We start from the raw sequence: 13,693 nt of genomic DNA, 5'->3' as shown, positions 1-13,693 counted from the left end.
GTCATGCGCCGTGCCACGCTGCCCCGGCCCACCCTGCTGCCGGGCCTCACCAGACTCTGGCGGGACCGCCACACCCTGCAACTCGGCGTCGAGCCCGGTCGCGCCGTACTGCTGGAGATCGCCGACCCCCGGGCCGCCCGCCTGCTCGACCTGCTCGACGGCACCCGCAGCGAACGGCTGGTCCTGGCGCACGCCGTCGCCGCCGAGGTGGCCCCCGACGAGGCCCGCACCCTGCTCGACGCCCTGCGGGCCGCAGGCCTGGTCGTACCCGCGCACACCCTGTTGCCGAAGGACCTGGCCGGCCCGTCCCGGGCCCGGCTCACCGCCGAGGCCGGGGCGCTCGCCCTGGCCTCGGCGCGGCTGCCCGGCACGCCCGCCCAGGTGCTGCGCCGCCGGTTGGCCGCCCGGGTGGTGGTCAGCGGCACCGGCCGCCTCGGCGCCCCGGTCGCCCTCGCGCTGGCCCAGGCCGGGGTCGGGCACGTGCACCCGGACCTGGCCGGCCCGGTGCGGCCGGCGGATTTGGTCGGCACCGGCATCCCGGCCGCCGCGCTCGGCCGCCCGCTCGCCCAGGCGGTACGCGACGCCGTCGAGCGGGCCGCGCCCGGCACGGGCACGGGTCCCCTCCGGCGGGGCCGGGTCGACCTGGTCGTCCAGCTCGGTACGGACCGCCCGGCCGCCCTGCTCGCCGCCGGTCACGCCCAGCGCCGCCAGCCGCACCTGCTGCTCGGCCTCCGGGAGGGCGTGCCCGTGGTCGGCCCCCTCGTCCGACCGCCCGCCGGCCCCTGCCTGAACTGCCTCGACCTGCACCGGGCGGACCGCGACCCGGACTGGCCGGCGCTGGCCGCCCAGCTCGCGACGGGTGCCGACGAGCAGGCGGGTGCCGCCTCGACCCTCCTGGCCGCCGGTGCGTACGCGGCGGCCGAGGCGCTGGCCCAGCTCGACGGGGGCACCCCGGAGACCCTGGGCTGCGCGGTGGAGATCACCGGGGCGGGGCGGTTCCGCCGCCGGATGTGGCCGCCGCACCCCTCCTGCGGATGCTCCAGACGACGCCGGTGACGGCCCTGGAAGGTGGGGCCGGGCACCCAGCCCGGCGGCAGAGCAGCCGCGGGCCCCCGGAGTCGGTAACAATGGCCGGGTGACCGACATCCCGCGCCGGGCCGTGTCCCGGACCGCCAAGCTCGCCGCTCTGCCGCTCGGCTTCGCCGGTCGGACCGTCCTCGGCATGGGTAAGCGCGTCACCGGGCTCGCCTCCGACGTGATCTCCGCGGAGATCCAGCAGCGCACCGCCGAGCAGCTCTTCAGCGTGTTGGGGCAGCTCAAGGGCGGTGCGATGAAGTTCGGCCAGGCGCTGTCGGTCTTCGAGGCCGCCCTGCCGGAGGAGGTCGCCGCCCCCTACCGGCAGGCCCTGACCAAGCTCCAGGAGGCCGCGCCGCCGCTGCCGGCGGCCAGCGTGCACAAGGTGCTCGCCGAGCAGCTCGGCCCGGCCTGGCGGGACCGGTTCGTGGAGTTCGACGACACCCCCGCCGCTGCGGCCAGCATCGGCCAGGTGCACCGGGCGGTGTGGCGGGAGCCGGGCTACGGCCCCTCCGGCGCGCCGCAGACCCGCGACGTGGCCGTCAAGATCCAGTATCCGGGCGCTGGCGACGCCCTGCTCGCCGACCTCAAGCAACTCTCCCGGCTCGGTGGGATGTTCCGGGCGATCCAGCCCGGGCTGGACGTCAAGCCGCTCCTGGCGGAGCTGCGGGAACGGATCACCGAGGAGCTCGACTACGAGCTGGAGGCCGAGTCGCAGCGCGCCTTCGCCGCCGCGTACGCGGACGATCCGGAGATCCACATCCCGGCGGTGGTCTCGGCCTCGCCCCGGGTCCTGGTCACCGAGTGGATCGAGGGCACCCCGCTGGCGGAAATCATCCGCGAGGGCACGGAGGAGCAGCGCGACGAGGCCGGCCGGCTGATGGCGATCCTGCACCTGTCCGCGCCGCAGCGGGCCGGGCTGCTGCACGCCGACCCGCACCCGGGCAACTTCCGGCTGCTGGCCGACGGCCGGCTCGGCGTGATCGACTTCGGCGCGGTGGCCCGGATGCCGGAGGGCACGCCCGAGCCGATCGGCCGCATCGCCGCGCTGGCGCTGCGGGGCGACGCCGACGAGGTGGTGGCGGGCCTGCGGGCGGAGGGCTTCATCGGTGCCACCGAGGAGATCGACGCCCAGGCGGTGCTCGACTTCCTCCGTCCGATGCTGGAGCCCATCGCCGCCGAGCAGTTCCGGTTCACCCGGGCCTGGCTGCGTACGGAGGCGGCCCGGCTGGCCAGTCCCCGCTCCCCCGCGTACCAGTTGAGCCGGCAGCTCAACCTGCCGCCGTCGTACCTGCTCATCCACCGGGTGACGCTCGGCTCGATCGGCGTGCTCTGCCAGCTGGAGGCGAAGGCGCCCTACCGGGGCATCCTGGAGCGCTGGCTGCCCGGCTTCGCCCCGTCGGCTGAGCAGCCCTCGGCCGGCGGCTGACCGGCGGGCGGTGGCTCGGGGCGCGGAACGCGCCGAGGGGCGGTGGCCGGATTCCGGCCACCGCCCCTCGGCATCGGGTGGGTTCTAGAGAGCGCCCAGGTCGCGCGCCGCGCGGTTGCGGCTGTTCATGGCGACGGTACGGGCGGAAAGGGTTGCCTCAGTGCTCGTGGTGGTACGACCGGCCTGAGGCCGGCGCATTCGAGCCCGGGACAACGCTTCGTGAAGTAGTTGCATCTCGGCGACTCCGTCAAGGACGTTCAGCATGGTGGTCAGCTCTCTCGTCGCCGGCGTGACACCGGCGTGGGTGGGTTGGATCGGGTGCATGTCAGGCCGCCAGCCGGACCGTGGTGCGCGACTCGGACAGCCCACTGGCCGCCAGTCGTGCCTCGGCCTCGACCCGGAGCGCCGCGTCGCGGGCGAGGTCCTCCTTGCGCGGACGGCCACGGGGCCGCTTACGCGGGACGACCGCGCCACGCTCGAAGATCTCGCCGCCCCAGACGCCCCAGGGCTCGGCCCGCTCCACCGCCCCGGCCAGGCACTCGACGCGCAGCGGGCAGTCCCCGCAGAGCGACTTGGCCAGCTCGAGCTCGGCGGGCGAGTCGGAGAACCACAGGTCGGGGTCGAACTTCCGGCAGGGCAGGTTCGCCTCCACCTCGACGCTCACGTCGAGCGGGGCCAACGCCAGACTCATCGCCCGGTCACCTCTCTCTCACTTCGATCTCGTGGATCGCATTTCCGACGTACTTTGGCGGGCAAAAAACTGAGGCCGCGGATCCCGGTAGCGGGTTCCGCGGCCTCGAGGTGAGCCGGTGGTCTGAGGATCAGACCGGTCTACCTCGAGGTGGAACTCCGCGGACGTCCATGCGACGCTTGGCAGCATCGACGCCCTTGCCCGTGAAGCCACTGGTGCCCTGGATTCCGTTCGGCGCGGTGGCGAGGATCAGCTCGGCCTGAGCCTCGACCCGGTGCACCTGGGAAACCGACGGTCGCGCAGCGGCGAGGGCCACCCGGACAGCCGACAGCGGAGCGACGGCAGCGGGCAGCGCCGCCGGACGCTCGCAGATGTAGACGCTCTCCATTGGGGCCACCTCCTCTGACGTTCACTCGTGCCGAAACGGTCTCTACCCCTCGTGAGCAGCCCGAATGGCGCCGCTCGCGAGGTGTGTCATGAGGCTATTCCTCGCCACGGGGCGAGGGCAAACGAATTTACGGCGAGATTTCGAAAGTTTTCTCTGAGCAGACTTCGTCGACCGCCGCGCCCGCCACCAGCGCCAGCACCGCCTCCCCGTAGAGGCCGAGCTTGCGGGGCCCGATGCCGGCGATGGCGATCAACTCCTCCGCCCGCCCGGGGCGCCGCTCCGCGAGCGCGACCAGGGTGGCGTCGGTGAATACCACATAGGCCGGTACCCGCTGCCCGCCGGCCACCCGCTGGCGCCACTCGTGCAGCCGTTCGTGCAGCTCCTCGTCGATGTCCGACGGGCAGGTGGGGCAGCGGCCGAGCTTGCGGTCGGGCCCGGCGAGCAGGGTGGCGCCGCAGATCCGGCAGGAGACGATCTGGGTGCGGCGACGCTCCGGCCTGCGCGCCGCCGGACCGGCGCCGGCCCGCTCCGCCCCGCCCGAGCGGTCCAGCTGCGGCAGGAACCGCGAGGGCCGCCGGGCCCGCCCGCCCGGGGAACGGGCCGAGGCGTACGACAGCCAGAGCCACTCCCTCGCCCGGGTGACGCCGACGTAGAGCAGCCGGCGCTCCTCCTCGACCTGCTCGACGGTCTTGGCGTACGTGGTGGGCAGCGTGCCCTCGGAGAGGCCGACCAGGAAGACCGCGTCCCACTCCAGGCCCTTGGCGGAGTGCAGCGAGGCCAGGGTCACCCCGTCGACCGTCGGCACGTGCTGCGCGGCGGCCCGGCGGGCCAGCTCGTCGTTGAAGTCGGCGAGCGTGACCGGGCGCTCGACCGAGGCGGCGGGTCCGATCGGCAGCACCTGCGGGGTGGCCGCGTACTCCTCAGCGAGTTGCACCAGCGCGGCGAGCGCCTCCCACCGCTCGCGGGCGGCGCCGCCGGCGGGGGCGGCCCCAGGGGCCCAGCCGACCGCGGTGAGCGCCTCCACCACGGCGTCGGGCAGCGGGGTCTCCCCGGGGATCGACCGGGTGGCGGCCCGCAGGGCGACCATCGCCTGGCGGACCTCGACCCGCTCGAAGAACCGCTCCGCCCCCTGCACCACGTACGGCACCTGCGCCTCGGTCAGCGCCTTCTCGTACGCCTCGGACTGCGCGTTGGTCCGGAACAGCACGGCGATCTCCTTCGCCGGGGTGCCGGCGTCGACCAGGGCGCGGCAGCGGGCCGCCACCGCGTTGGCTTCGGCCGGCTCGTCGGTGAAGATCCGCAGCTCCGGTTCGGGGCCGGGCGGGCGCTGGCCGACCAGCTCCAGGCGCAGCCGCGCCTCGGTGCCCCGCGCCTGGGAGATCACCGCGTTGGCCAGCCCGACGACCTGCGGGGTGGAGCGGTAGTCGCGGACCAGCCGCACCACCGTCGCCCCCCGGTACCGGCGCGGGAAGTCGACCAGGTAGGACGAGGTGGCCCCGGTGAACGAGTAGATCGTCTGGCTGGCGTCCCCGACCACGGTCAGGTCGTCCCGCCCGCCCAGCCACGCCTGGAGCAGCCGCTGCTGGAGGGGGTTGACGTCCTGGTACTCGTCGACGACGAAGTGCCGGTACTGGGCGCGGACCTGCTCGGCGACGTCCCGGTGCTCCTCGATGCCCCAGACCGCGGCGCGCAGCATGTCCTCGAAGTCGATCACCCCGTTGGACCGCTTGATCCGCTCGTACGCCGCGAAGACCTCGGCGACCCGGGCCGGCTCGTGCGGGGTGTCCCGCATCGCCTTGGCGGCCGCGACGACGTACTCCCCCGGCTCCACCAGCGACGACTTGGCCCACTCGATCTCGCCGGCGAGGTCCCGGGCCGCCGCCCGGTCGGTGCGCAGGCCGGCCTTGGCCGCGGCGAGGGTGACCAGCCGGACCTTGCTGTCCAGCAGCTCGGGCATGGCCCGCCCCGCCAGCAGCCGGGGCGCGAAGTAGCGCACCTGGCGCAGCGCCGCCGCGTGGAAGGTGCGGGCCTGGACGCCGCCCACCCCGAGCGCGGTGAGCCGGGCCCGCATCTCGGCGGCGGCGCGGGCCGTGAAGGTCACCGCGAGCACGTGCCGGGCGGAGATCTCTCCGGAGAGCGCCCGGTGGGCGATCCGGGAGGTGACCGCGCGGGTCTTGCCGGTGCCGGCGCCGGCCAGGATGCAGACCGGGCCGGCGGGGGCGGTCACCGCCGACCGCTGCTCCGGGTCGAGCCCGGCGAGCACGCGTTCGGATGCTGAGTGAACCACCACAGCGAGGGATTGTCTCAGCTCCGCCGGACGTTACAGCGGTTAGCCTGGCTTGATCGGCAAGCCGCCACGCGGACCGTTGGAGGATCTGACCATGCTGACGATGTATTCCACCACCTGGTGCGGCTACTGCCACCGGCTGAAGTCGCAGCTCGACCGGGAGGGCATCGGCTACGAGGTGGTCGACATCGAGCAGGACCCGAAGGCCGCGGAGTTCGTGATGCGCGTCAACGGCGGCAACCAGACCGTCCCGACGCTGCGTTTCGCCGACGGCAGCGCCCTGACCAACCCCTCGATCACCCAGGTCAAGCAGCACCTGGCCACGATCGACGCCTGACCCGGCACACCGCCGACGAGCGGCCGCCCACCCGGGCCGGCCGCTCGTCGCGTATCCCGGGGCGGTCCCGGCGACGACGGGGTCCGGCGGCTCATCGCCCCGGGCTCGGTGGGATCGTCCCGACCACCTCGTGGCCCGCCGCCCCGGCCCGGTCGGCGAGGGCGGACCCCGCCTCGGCCCGCTCGGTGGGGACGGGCCCCGCCTCGGCCCGGTCGGCGAGGGCGGGGCCGTCGGCGGGCCGGCGGGGGGCGGGGATCCGGGCGGACGGCGGCGGGCTGAGCGTGCGGCCGTGCCAGAGGTAGCCGCCGGCGAACAGGGTGGCCACCCCGATCAGGGCGAACAGGACGCGGTAGTCCAGCACCCCGACGAGCAGCGCCCCCGCCCCGATCGAGAGCGCCTGCGGCCCGCTGACCATGGCCTCCGAGGCCGCGGCCACCCGGCCGAGCAGCCCCGGCGGGGTGCGCCGCTGGATCAGCGTGTGCAGCCCGACCATCGTCAGCGGCAGCGACACCCCGGCCAGCAGCACCGCGACGAAGCCGAGCCAGAGGTTCGGGTACACCAGCGCCAGCGAGGCCGGCCCGAAGAACGCCACCCCGGCGGCGAGCGTGCCCACCTCGCCGGCGCGGCGCACCACGGCCGGGGAGAGCAGCCCGCCGACCAGCCCGCCGACGCCCTGCACGGTGACCAGCACGCCGACGAACGCGGCGTCCCGGCGGAGCCCCTGGTCGACGTACGCGAAGATCAGCGACTCGCTGAAGCCCATCGCCAGCGACCCCAGCCCGTAGCCGAACAGCGCCCGGCGCAGCGCCGGCTCCCCGGCCAGGTGCCGCAGGCCGGCGCCCACCTCGGCCGGCCAGCGCAGCGCGGGCCCGGTGGGCGGCGTCTCCGTCGTCCGGATCAGGCCCACCACGACGGCCGCCGAGAGGAAGCCGACCATCCCGATCACGGCCAGCATCCAGCCGCCGACGGCGGCGTAGAGCCCGGCGCCGGCCAGCGGGCCGATCAGCCGCAGCCCCTGGCGCACGGTCTGGAGCACCCCGTTCGCCTCGGCCAGCAGTTCCACCGGCACGAGCTGGCGGATCAGGCCGCTGAGCACCGCGCTGAGCGTGATGTACGACAGCCCGTACAGGGCCGCCACCACGTAGATGAGCCACACGTCGGCCCGGTCCCGCACCACGAGCAGCGGGGTGAGCAGCACGGCCGTCACCAGGTTCGCCACCACGAAGAACGGGCGCCGGGGGTAGCGGTCGACGATCCACCCGACCAGCGGGGCCAGGGTCATCGGGGCGATGACCGCGAAGATGGTGGCGCCGGCCAGCCCGTCCGACCCGGTGAGGTCCTTCACCCAGATGGCGAGGGCCAGCAGCAGGATCGACTCGGCGGCCATGCTGGCGAGCAGGCCGCCGAAGAGCAGGCGGAAATCCGGGCGGCGCAGGACGGTGCGCATGGGGTCCCTCCGGCGGGGGTGTGCGCGGCGTGGCGCGGTCGGGGTGGCGCGGGCGGGCGGACGGCGTCGTACCGCACGCCGCTGCCTCCCACGGTCCTCTTTTCTGCGAGACACGCCCCCACCGGGACCTCCGGCGGGAGGCGCGCCGTCCATACTGACCGTGGGGGGCGAATTTCATACAGTTACCGTCGCGTCTGCGGCGGTCCACGGGAAAAGAGGACGTCGTGCCTCCTGCCTCACCCAGCCCGATCCTGCGCCGCCGCAGGTTGGGCACCGAACTGCGCCGGCTGCGCGAGGCCGCGGGTCTCACGGGGGACCAGGTCATCGAGCGGGTCGGCTGGGCGTCCGCGTCCAAGTTGTCCCGGCTGGAGAACGGCCGCAGCCGCCCGGACCCGGACGACGTCCGCGGGCTGCTGGATCTCTACGGCGTCGACGAGGCGCTGCGCCGGGAACTCCTCGGCATCACCCGGGAGGCCGGCGACATCCGCGGCTGGCTGCGCAACTTCCCGGTGATGACCCAGCAGCAGCGCAGCTTCGCCGAGTTGGAGGCGGGCTGTGCGGAGATCTCGGAATACAACCCGGTCCTGGTGCCGGGCCTGCTCCAGACGCCGGGGTACGCGTCGGTACGGATCGCCTCGGCCCGCCAGGTCGGCGAGGAGGCCGGCGACCCGGAGACCGGGGAGGACATCGACACCGAGGTGCGGGCCCGGCTGGCCCGTCAGTCGCTGCTCACCCGCGCGGTCGACGCCCCCCGCTACACGGCGGTGCTGGAGGAGGCGGCGCTCGGCGGCCGGGCCGGGCCGCCGGAGGTGCTGCGCGAGCAGCTCGTGCAGCTCTGCGACCTGGCGATGCTGCCGAACGTCACGCTGCACGTGCTGCCGCGCGACACCCAGATCGGCGACTGGTACCTCCCGCCGACCGCGTTCTCGGTCTACCGGTTCGCGGATCCGCTCGATCCGGAGACGCTGGCCATCGAAGGGGGGTTCACCGACGTCATGTCGACCGAGGCAAACACCCTAAATCGCTATAAAGTGGTGTTCGAGTGGCTATGCACGTCGGCGCTCTCCGAATCGGACACCCTCTCCTGGCTCATCGAGGCGACGGGGCGGCTGCCCGGCGCGGCGACCGCGTCCACGGTGGCGTACGGGCCGGCAACGGCGCCGACCCAACGCCGCCGGCATTCCGGGCGCCTGACGGAGCGGTGATCACGGGGGCCCCACCGTCGGGTCGTGCGGCGCCACTCGTTCCATCGGAGCAGTTCACCTCAGGAGTGGCACGATGAACGAGATCCGCAACACGCCGTCCGTACCCGCCCAGCTCGCGGACGCCCCTTGGCGCAAGAGCACGCGCAGCCAGACCTCGAACTGCGTCGAGGTCGCCCCACTGAGGACAGGGCCGGCCGCGGTGGCCCTGCGGGACAGCAAGGACCAGGGCGGTCCGGTGCTGCTGTTCAACCGGGCGGGCTGGCTGGGCTTCATCGCCGGCGCCAAGGACGGACAGTTCGATCTGAACTGATCCGACCACGATCGCGGGGCCGCCGGCAGGCTTGCCGGCGGCCCCGTCGCGTCTGCGCCGTGACACCCCGCCGACCAGGCATCCGCTGATCGGACGAGGCTCCGGACCAATCGTCGCGTTTCACTTGATGAGACGACCGCGCGGCGTAACATGACGGCAGAGTGACGTGGAACTTCCACCCGTTCCCCACCGTCGCGATTCATCCGGAGACCCGCATGCGGTTCCTGATCGTTCGCACCGACATCCGCGCCGCCGCCGACGTGGACATCGCCGCCGCCTGGGCGTGCGGTGGCCTCCTGCGGGACGAGACCACCGCGCCCGAGCCCCGCCGCCAGATCGTGCACGCCGAGGAGCGCGACGCCGCGCTGCTGCTGGCCCGGGCCCTCGCCACCGTCGGCGCGGTCCGCTCCGGGAAGCAACGGGTCAAGGTGCTCCCGCTCGACCAACCGGGCCGCGGACGACGGGCCGCACCCGACGACCGCGGCAGCTGACCCGCACCCAGACGTCCGTCGTGGTCGGACCGGCTCCCCCGCCGCGCTCCTTGCCCCAGCCGACCACGACGGCCCGTGTTCCCGGTCCGTGACCGCCGCGGCAACGGCGGCCACGGGCCGGGACCGCACGACCTCCCGGCCGGCGGCGCGGTTGCGCGCGGGCCACACCGGGCCCGCCGCCGGCGACCCGCCCGGCTGCTCGACGCCGCACCCGCCACGACCGCCGCCGGGCATGACCCGGGGGCGGAACCGGCTCAGCAGTGCCCGTCGAGCCAGCGGTGGATCAGGAAGAGCGCGATCGACGACGGCGGCGGCAGCACCAGCCGGGCGCCGCCGACCTCCACCGGCCGTCCCGCCAGGACCGCGCCGATCTCCCTGCGGGAGAACCACCGGGCGTACGCGATCTCGGTCGGGTCCACGTGCACCGGATGCTCCGGGTCGGCGGTGGCGAGGAAGCCGAGCATCAGCGAGCCGGGGAACGGCCAGGCCTGGCTGCCCACGTACGCGATGTCCTCGACCGGGACGCCGACCTCCTCGCGGACCTCGCGCAGCACCGCGGCCTCGGCCGACTCCCCCGGCTCGACGTAACCGGCGAGGCAGGAGAACCGGCGCTCGCCGGCGGTGTGCGGCCAGGTGGCGTTGTTGCCGAGCAGGCACCGCCCGTCCGGGCCCGCGACGCCGTCGTGCACCAGCACGATCATCGCGGGATCGGTACGCGGCCAGACCCGCTCCCCGGCCGGGTCCACCCGGGACCAGCCGGCCTCGTCCACCTCGGTCGGATGCCCGGTGGTCGACGAGTAGCGGTGCCGCAGGTGCCAGTTGAGAAGCGCCAGCGCGGTGGTGAACAGCCCGGCGTCGCGGTCGCCGAGCAGGTGTCCCACCTCGCGCAGGTGCGCCGCCCGGGCGCCGGGCACCGCCGGCAGCGGGGCGTCCACGGCGAAGACCGGCACCCCGTCCGGCTCGACGCCGAGGAACATCGGCGCCGTCGGCTCGGGCAGCCCGGCCGGGTCGAGCAGCACGAGCGTCGGCGGCGACGTGTCGGTACGCACCAGCGCCCGGCCGCCGTCGGCGGAGTCGAGCACCAGCACCCGGGCCTGGCTCCACGCCTGTGCCAGCCAGGCCGGGTCGGTGCGCCGGTGGGCCGCCCGGTCCAGGGTGGAACGGGCCAGCGGCGGCGCGACCTCCCCGCTCACGGCCGCGCCGGCTCGGTAGCGACCGGGGCCAGCGCGGCCACCTGCGGCCCGATCCGTTCGGCGTCGCCCAGCACCACGGTGACCGCCCGCGCCGGAGCGAGGTAGCGGGCCGCCGCCTCGGCCACGTCACCCACGGTCGCCTTCGCCAGCCGGGCGGCGTGCTCGGCCAGGAACTCCAGGCGCAGCCCGCTGCCGGCGTACGCGCTGGTCAGCGAGGCGAGCCCGGCCTGGGTGGACATCCCGAGCTGGAGGGTGCCGAGGGCGTACTGGCGGGCCTGCTCCAGCTCGTCCTCGCGGGGCGGAAGGCTGGCCAGCCGGCCGAGTTCGTACGTCGTCTCCAGCAGCGCCGGCCCGGTGACCTCGGTGGCCACGTCGACGGCGGCGACCAGCACCGACCCGGCCACCGAGTGCTCGACGACGGAGTGCCCCCCGTACGTGTAGCCCTTGTCCTCGCGGATGTTCTCCACCCAGCGGGAGGAGAAGTAGCCGCCGAAGATCAGGTTGGCCAGTTGCAGCGCGGCGTGGTCGGGGTGGGTGCGGGGCACCGCCGGCAGCGCCATCCGCAGCGAGGACTGCACCGCCCCCGGGCGGTCGACCAGCAGCAGCGGCCCGGGCTCCAGCGGCGGGGCGGGCGGCAGGTCGGCGGTGTGCCCGGCGCCGTTCCACCCCGACAGCGCCTTCTCGGCGGCGTCCAGCGCCCGCTCCGGCTGCACGTCACCGACCAGCACCAGCACGGCGTCGGCGGGGTGCACCCGCTGGGCGTGCAGGGTCCGCAGCACCCCCGGCCGGACCGCCCGGACCGCCTCCGGATCGGGGGTCTGCACCGCGTACGGGTGCGTGCCGTAGACCCGGCGCAGGAGGGCGGTACGGGCCAGGTGCGCGGGCTGGCTGCGCGCCACGTGGATCCGGTCGACCAGCCGGTCCCGCTCGGTGGCGACGTCGTCGTTCGGGTAGCTCGCGTCGGTCAGCACCTCGGCGAGGATCTCCAGCATCCGGTCCAGCCCGGTGACCAGCCCGGCGCCGGAGAGCATCAGCCGGTCCGGGTCGATCCCGGCGGAGAGCCCGCCGCCGACCTTCTGCAACTCGGCCGCGATCTGCACGCTGGACATGGTCTGCGTGCCGGAGAGCAGGGTCTGCGCCAGCATGGCGCCCCGGGCCAGGTGTGTGCGGCCGAACGGCATCCACAGCCGCACCTCCACCAGCGGCACCGCCGGCCGGCGTACGGCGATCACGGTCAGCCCGTTGCCCAGCGTGCGCTCGGCCTGCTTCGGCAGCTTGAGCCTGCGGTTCGGGCCGAGCGGCGGCAGCGCCCGGGGCGCGGCCTGTGCGGTTGCCGTCACTGGCTCTCCTCCGTTCGCGACTGCGGGGCTCGCAGACCCGGCTCACTCCTCGCGCTCACCCGACTCGCCTCCGTTCGCGACTGCGGGGCTCGCAGACCCGGCTCACTCCTCGCGCTCACCCGACCCGCCTCCGTTCGCGACTGCGGGGCTCGCAAACCCGGCTCACTCCTCGCGCTCACCTGCCACCTCCGGCGATGACCTCGATGGACGCGCGGCGCTCGGGCCGCAGGGTGGCCGCGGCGGCGCGGACCTGTTCGTCGGTGACCTCGCCGACGAGCCGGGGCAGGTCGTTGAGCAGCCCCGGCTCGCCACGCTGCTGCTCCAGCACGGCCATCTGCAACGCCCGGCCCAGCACCGCGTCGGTGTCGCGCAGCAGGTGGGTCGCCATCCGGGCCTGGGTGCGGGCCAGTTCCCCCTCGGCCACGCCGTCGGTGGCCAGCCGGTCCAGCTCCTCGTCGATGGTGCGCAGCACCTTGTCGACGTCCCCGCCGGGCGGCAGGTGCGCCTGGAGCAGCAGCGCCGTCGGGTCCCGCACGTCGAACGGGTCGCCCATGAAGCCGACGTAGCCGCCGAGGCTGGTCACCGCCCGGTCCCGCTGGACCAGCCGCTCGACCAGCCGGGACGCGTCACCGTCGGTGAGCACCTCGGCCAGCACGACGTACGGCAGGTAGGCGGCGAAGTCGGTGATCGGGTCGGGCACCCGCCAGGCGCCGGCCACCGCCGGCAGCGGGGCCAGCTTGTCGGTGTACGAGGTGCGCCGTTCCTCGGTCAGGTCGGGCTCGGTGAAGTCGGGCCGCGCCGGGGCGGGCCGCGCCGGCACGTCGCCGAAGTGCCGCTCGATCAGCGTGGTCGCCTCGGCGACGTCGATGTCGCCGCTGACCGCCAGCACCGCGTTGCCGCTCGCGTAGTAGCGGCGGAAGAAGTCGGCGGCGTCGTCGACGGTGGCCGACTCCAGGTCGACGAAGGAGCCGTAGCCGTCGTGCGCGTTGGGGAAGGTGTCGAACATCACCGGCGGCAGGGTCAGCCAGGGGAAGCCGCCGTACGGGCGGTTGAGCACGTTGACCCGGATCTCCTCCTTGACCACGTCGACCTGGTTGCGCAGGTTCTCCTCGGTCAGCCGGGGGCCGCGCATCCGGTCGGCCTCCAGGAACAGCGCCCGCTCCAGGGCGTTGCTCGGCAGGGTCTCGAAGTAGTCGGTGTAGTCCAGGTGGGTGGAGCCGTTGAAGGTGCCGCCCGCCCCCTGCACGTGCCGGAAGTGCGCCAGCTTCTCCAGGTTCTCCGAGCCCTGGAACATGAGGTGCTCGAAGAGGTGGGCGAAGCCGGTGCGCCCCTCGGGCTCGGAGCGGATGCCGACGTCGTAGACGACCGCCACCCCGATCACCGGGGCGCTGCGGTCGGGCGTCAGGACCACCCGCAGGCCGTTGTCGAGGGTGAACCGCTCGACCGGGTACTTCGTCGCTGGAATTCTCGATCTCCGCGCCGCCACGGGGTCGACCCTAGC

General features: G+C 74.5%; 13 protein-coding genes. 6 read left to right on the top strand and 7 right to left on the bottom strand.

The annotated features are described in order from the left end of the window. Nucleotides 1-3 precede the first annotated feature (3 nt). Together AB0G08_RS00715 and AB0G08_RS00710 are read left to right on the top strand one after the other, a co-directional pair. Complete coding sequence (locus AB0G08_RS00715) at nucleotides 4-1,056, top strand: TOMM precursor leader peptide-binding protein (protein WP_358081158.1); 1,053 nt, start codon at nucleotides 4-6, stop codon at nucleotides 1,054-1,056. A 79-nt stretch (nucleotides 1,057-1,135) separates the two neighbouring features. Next, complete coding sequence (locus AB0G08_RS00710; protein WP_358081156.1) at nucleotides 1,136-2,503, top strand: AarF/ABC1/UbiB kinase family protein; 1,368 nt, start codon at nucleotides 1,136-1,138, stop codon at nucleotides 2,501-2,503. 325 nt (nucleotides 2,504-2,828) lie between these two features. Here the strand turns inward: AB0G08_RS00710 and AB0G08_RS00705 are convergent, their stop codons facing one another. From AB0G08_RS00705 to AB0G08_RS00695, 3 genes are all read right to left on the bottom strand, one after another. Then, the gene (locus AB0G08_RS00705) at nucleotides 2,829-3,194 is read right to left on the bottom strand and encodes a WhiB family transcriptional regulator (protein WP_088998544.1); all 366 of its coding nucleotides are present in this window, start codon (nucleotides 3,192-3,194) and stop codon (nucleotides 2,829-2,831) included. 130 nt (nucleotides 3,195-3,324) lie between these two features. After that, on the bottom strand, nucleotides 3,325-3,582 hold the full coding sequence (locus AB0G08_RS00700) for a hypothetical protein (RefSeq protein ID WP_358081153.1): 258 nt from the start codon (nucleotides 3,580-3,582) through the stop codon (nucleotides 3,325-3,327). 127 nt (nucleotides 3,583-3,709) lie between these two features. Beyond that, complete coding sequence (locus AB0G08_RS00695; protein WP_358081150.1) at nucleotides 3,710-5,872, bottom strand: ATP-dependent DNA helicase UvrD2; 2,163 nt, start codon at nucleotides 5,870-5,872, stop codon at nucleotides 3,710-3,712. A 91-nt stretch (nucleotides 5,873-5,963) separates the two neighbouring features. Between AB0G08_RS00695 and AB0G08_RS00690 the strand changes: the two genes are divergently transcribed. Further along, the gene (locus tag AB0G08_RS00690; RefSeq protein WP_357870616.1) at nucleotides 5,964-6,206 is read left to right on the top strand and encodes a mycoredoxin; all 243 of its coding nucleotides are present in this window, start codon (nucleotides 5,964-5,966) and stop codon (nucleotides 6,204-6,206) included. Between the two features lie 91 nt (nucleotides 6,207-6,297). Here the strand turns inward: AB0G08_RS00690 and AB0G08_RS00685 are convergent, their stop codons facing one another. Next, on the bottom strand, nucleotides 6,298-7,806 hold the full coding sequence (locus tag AB0G08_RS00685; protein ID WP_358081147.1) for an MFS transporter: 1,509 nt from the start codon (nucleotides 7,804-7,806) through the stop codon (nucleotides 6,298-6,300). Between the two features lie 71 nt (nucleotides 7,807-7,877). Between AB0G08_RS00685 and AB0G08_RS00680 the strand changes: the two genes are divergently transcribed. The 3 genes from AB0G08_RS00680 to AB0G08_RS00670 all read left to right on the top strand — a co-directional run bounded on the left by AB0G08_RS00680 (nucleotide 7,878) and on the right by AB0G08_RS00670 (nucleotide 9,659). Then, the gene (locus AB0G08_RS00680) at nucleotides 7,878-8,858 is read left to right on the top strand and encodes a helix-turn-helix transcriptional regulator (protein WP_358081144.1); all 981 of its coding nucleotides are present in this window, start codon (nucleotides 7,878-7,880) and stop codon (nucleotides 8,856-8,858) included. 73 nt (nucleotides 8,859-8,931) lie between these two features. After that, complete coding sequence (locus AB0G08_RS00675) at nucleotides 8,932-9,168, top strand: DUF397 domain-containing protein (protein WP_358081141.1); 237 nt, start codon at nucleotides 8,932-8,934, stop codon at nucleotides 9,166-9,168. A 215-nt stretch (nucleotides 9,169-9,383) separates the two neighbouring features. After that, on the top strand, nucleotides 9,384-9,659 hold the full coding sequence (locus AB0G08_RS00670) for a hypothetical protein (protein WP_357870649.1): 276 nt from the start codon (nucleotides 9,384-9,386) through the stop codon (nucleotides 9,657-9,659). A gap of 254 nt (nucleotides 9,660-9,913) precedes the next feature. Here the strand turns inward: AB0G08_RS00670 and nudC are convergent, their stop codons facing one another. The 3 genes from nudC to AB0G08_RS00655 form a co-directional block, all read right to left on the bottom strand. Next, the gene (gene nudC, locus AB0G08_RS00665; protein WP_358081139.1) at nucleotides 9,914-10,852 is read right to left on the bottom strand and encodes an NAD(+) diphosphatase; all 939 of its coding nucleotides are present in this window, start codon (nucleotides 10,850-10,852) and stop codon (nucleotides 9,914-9,916) included. Then, complete coding sequence (locus AB0G08_RS00660; RefSeq protein ID WP_358081136.1) at nucleotides 10,849-12,192, bottom strand: pitrilysin family protein; 1,344 nt, start codon at nucleotides 12,190-12,192, stop codon at nucleotides 10,849-10,851. Before AB0G08_RS00660 ends, nudC begins: the two co-directional genes overlap by 4 nt. A 175-nt stretch (nucleotides 12,193-12,367) precedes the next feature. Next, nucleotides 12,368-13,678 carry a pitrilysin family protein gene (locus AB0G08_RS00655; protein WP_358081134.1) on the bottom strand — a complete coding sequence of 437 codons (1,311 nt, stop codon included), beginning with the start codon at nucleotides 13,676-13,678 and terminating at the stop codon, nucleotides 12,368-12,370. Nucleotides 13,679-13,693: the final 15 nt, after the last annotated feature.

It is taken from the genome of Micromonospora sp. NPDC023644 (assembly GCF_040640115.1).
In the GTDB taxonomy this organism is placed as follows: Bacteria; Actinomycetota; Actinomycetes; order Mycobacteriales; family Micromonosporaceae; genus Micromonospora.
This window is presented reverse-complemented; position numbering and strand designations above follow the sequence as displayed.

Coding starts and splice junctions, on each gene's coding strand:
- AB0G08_RS00685 (WP_358081147.1), bottom strand. CDS start 7,806: ATGGACGGCGCGCCTCCCGCCGGAGGTCCCGGTGGGGGCGTGTCTCGC.
- AB0G08_RS00675 (WP_358081141.1), top strand. CDS start 8,932: ATGAACGAGATCCGCAACACGCCGTCCGTACCCGCCCAGCTCGCGGAC.
- AB0G08_RS00705 (WP_088998544.1), bottom strand. CDS start 3,194: ATGAGTCTGGCGTTGGCCCCGCTCGACGTGAGCGTCGAGGTGGAGGCG.
- AB0G08_RS00670 (WP_357870649.1), top strand. CDS start 9,384: ATGCGGTTCCTGATCGTTCGCACCGACATCCGCGCCGCCGCCGACGTG.
- AB0G08_RS00690 (WP_357870616.1), top strand. CDS start 5,964: ATGCTGACGATGTATTCCACCACCTGGTGCGGCTACTGCCACCGGCTG.
- AB0G08_RS00715 (WP_358081158.1), top strand. CDS start 4: ATGCGCCGTGCCACGCTGCCCCGGCCCACCCTGCTGCCGGGCCTCACC.
- AB0G08_RS00700 (WP_358081153.1), bottom strand. CDS start 3,582: ATGGAGAGCGTCTACATCTGCGAGCGTCCGGCGGCGCTGCCCGCTGCC.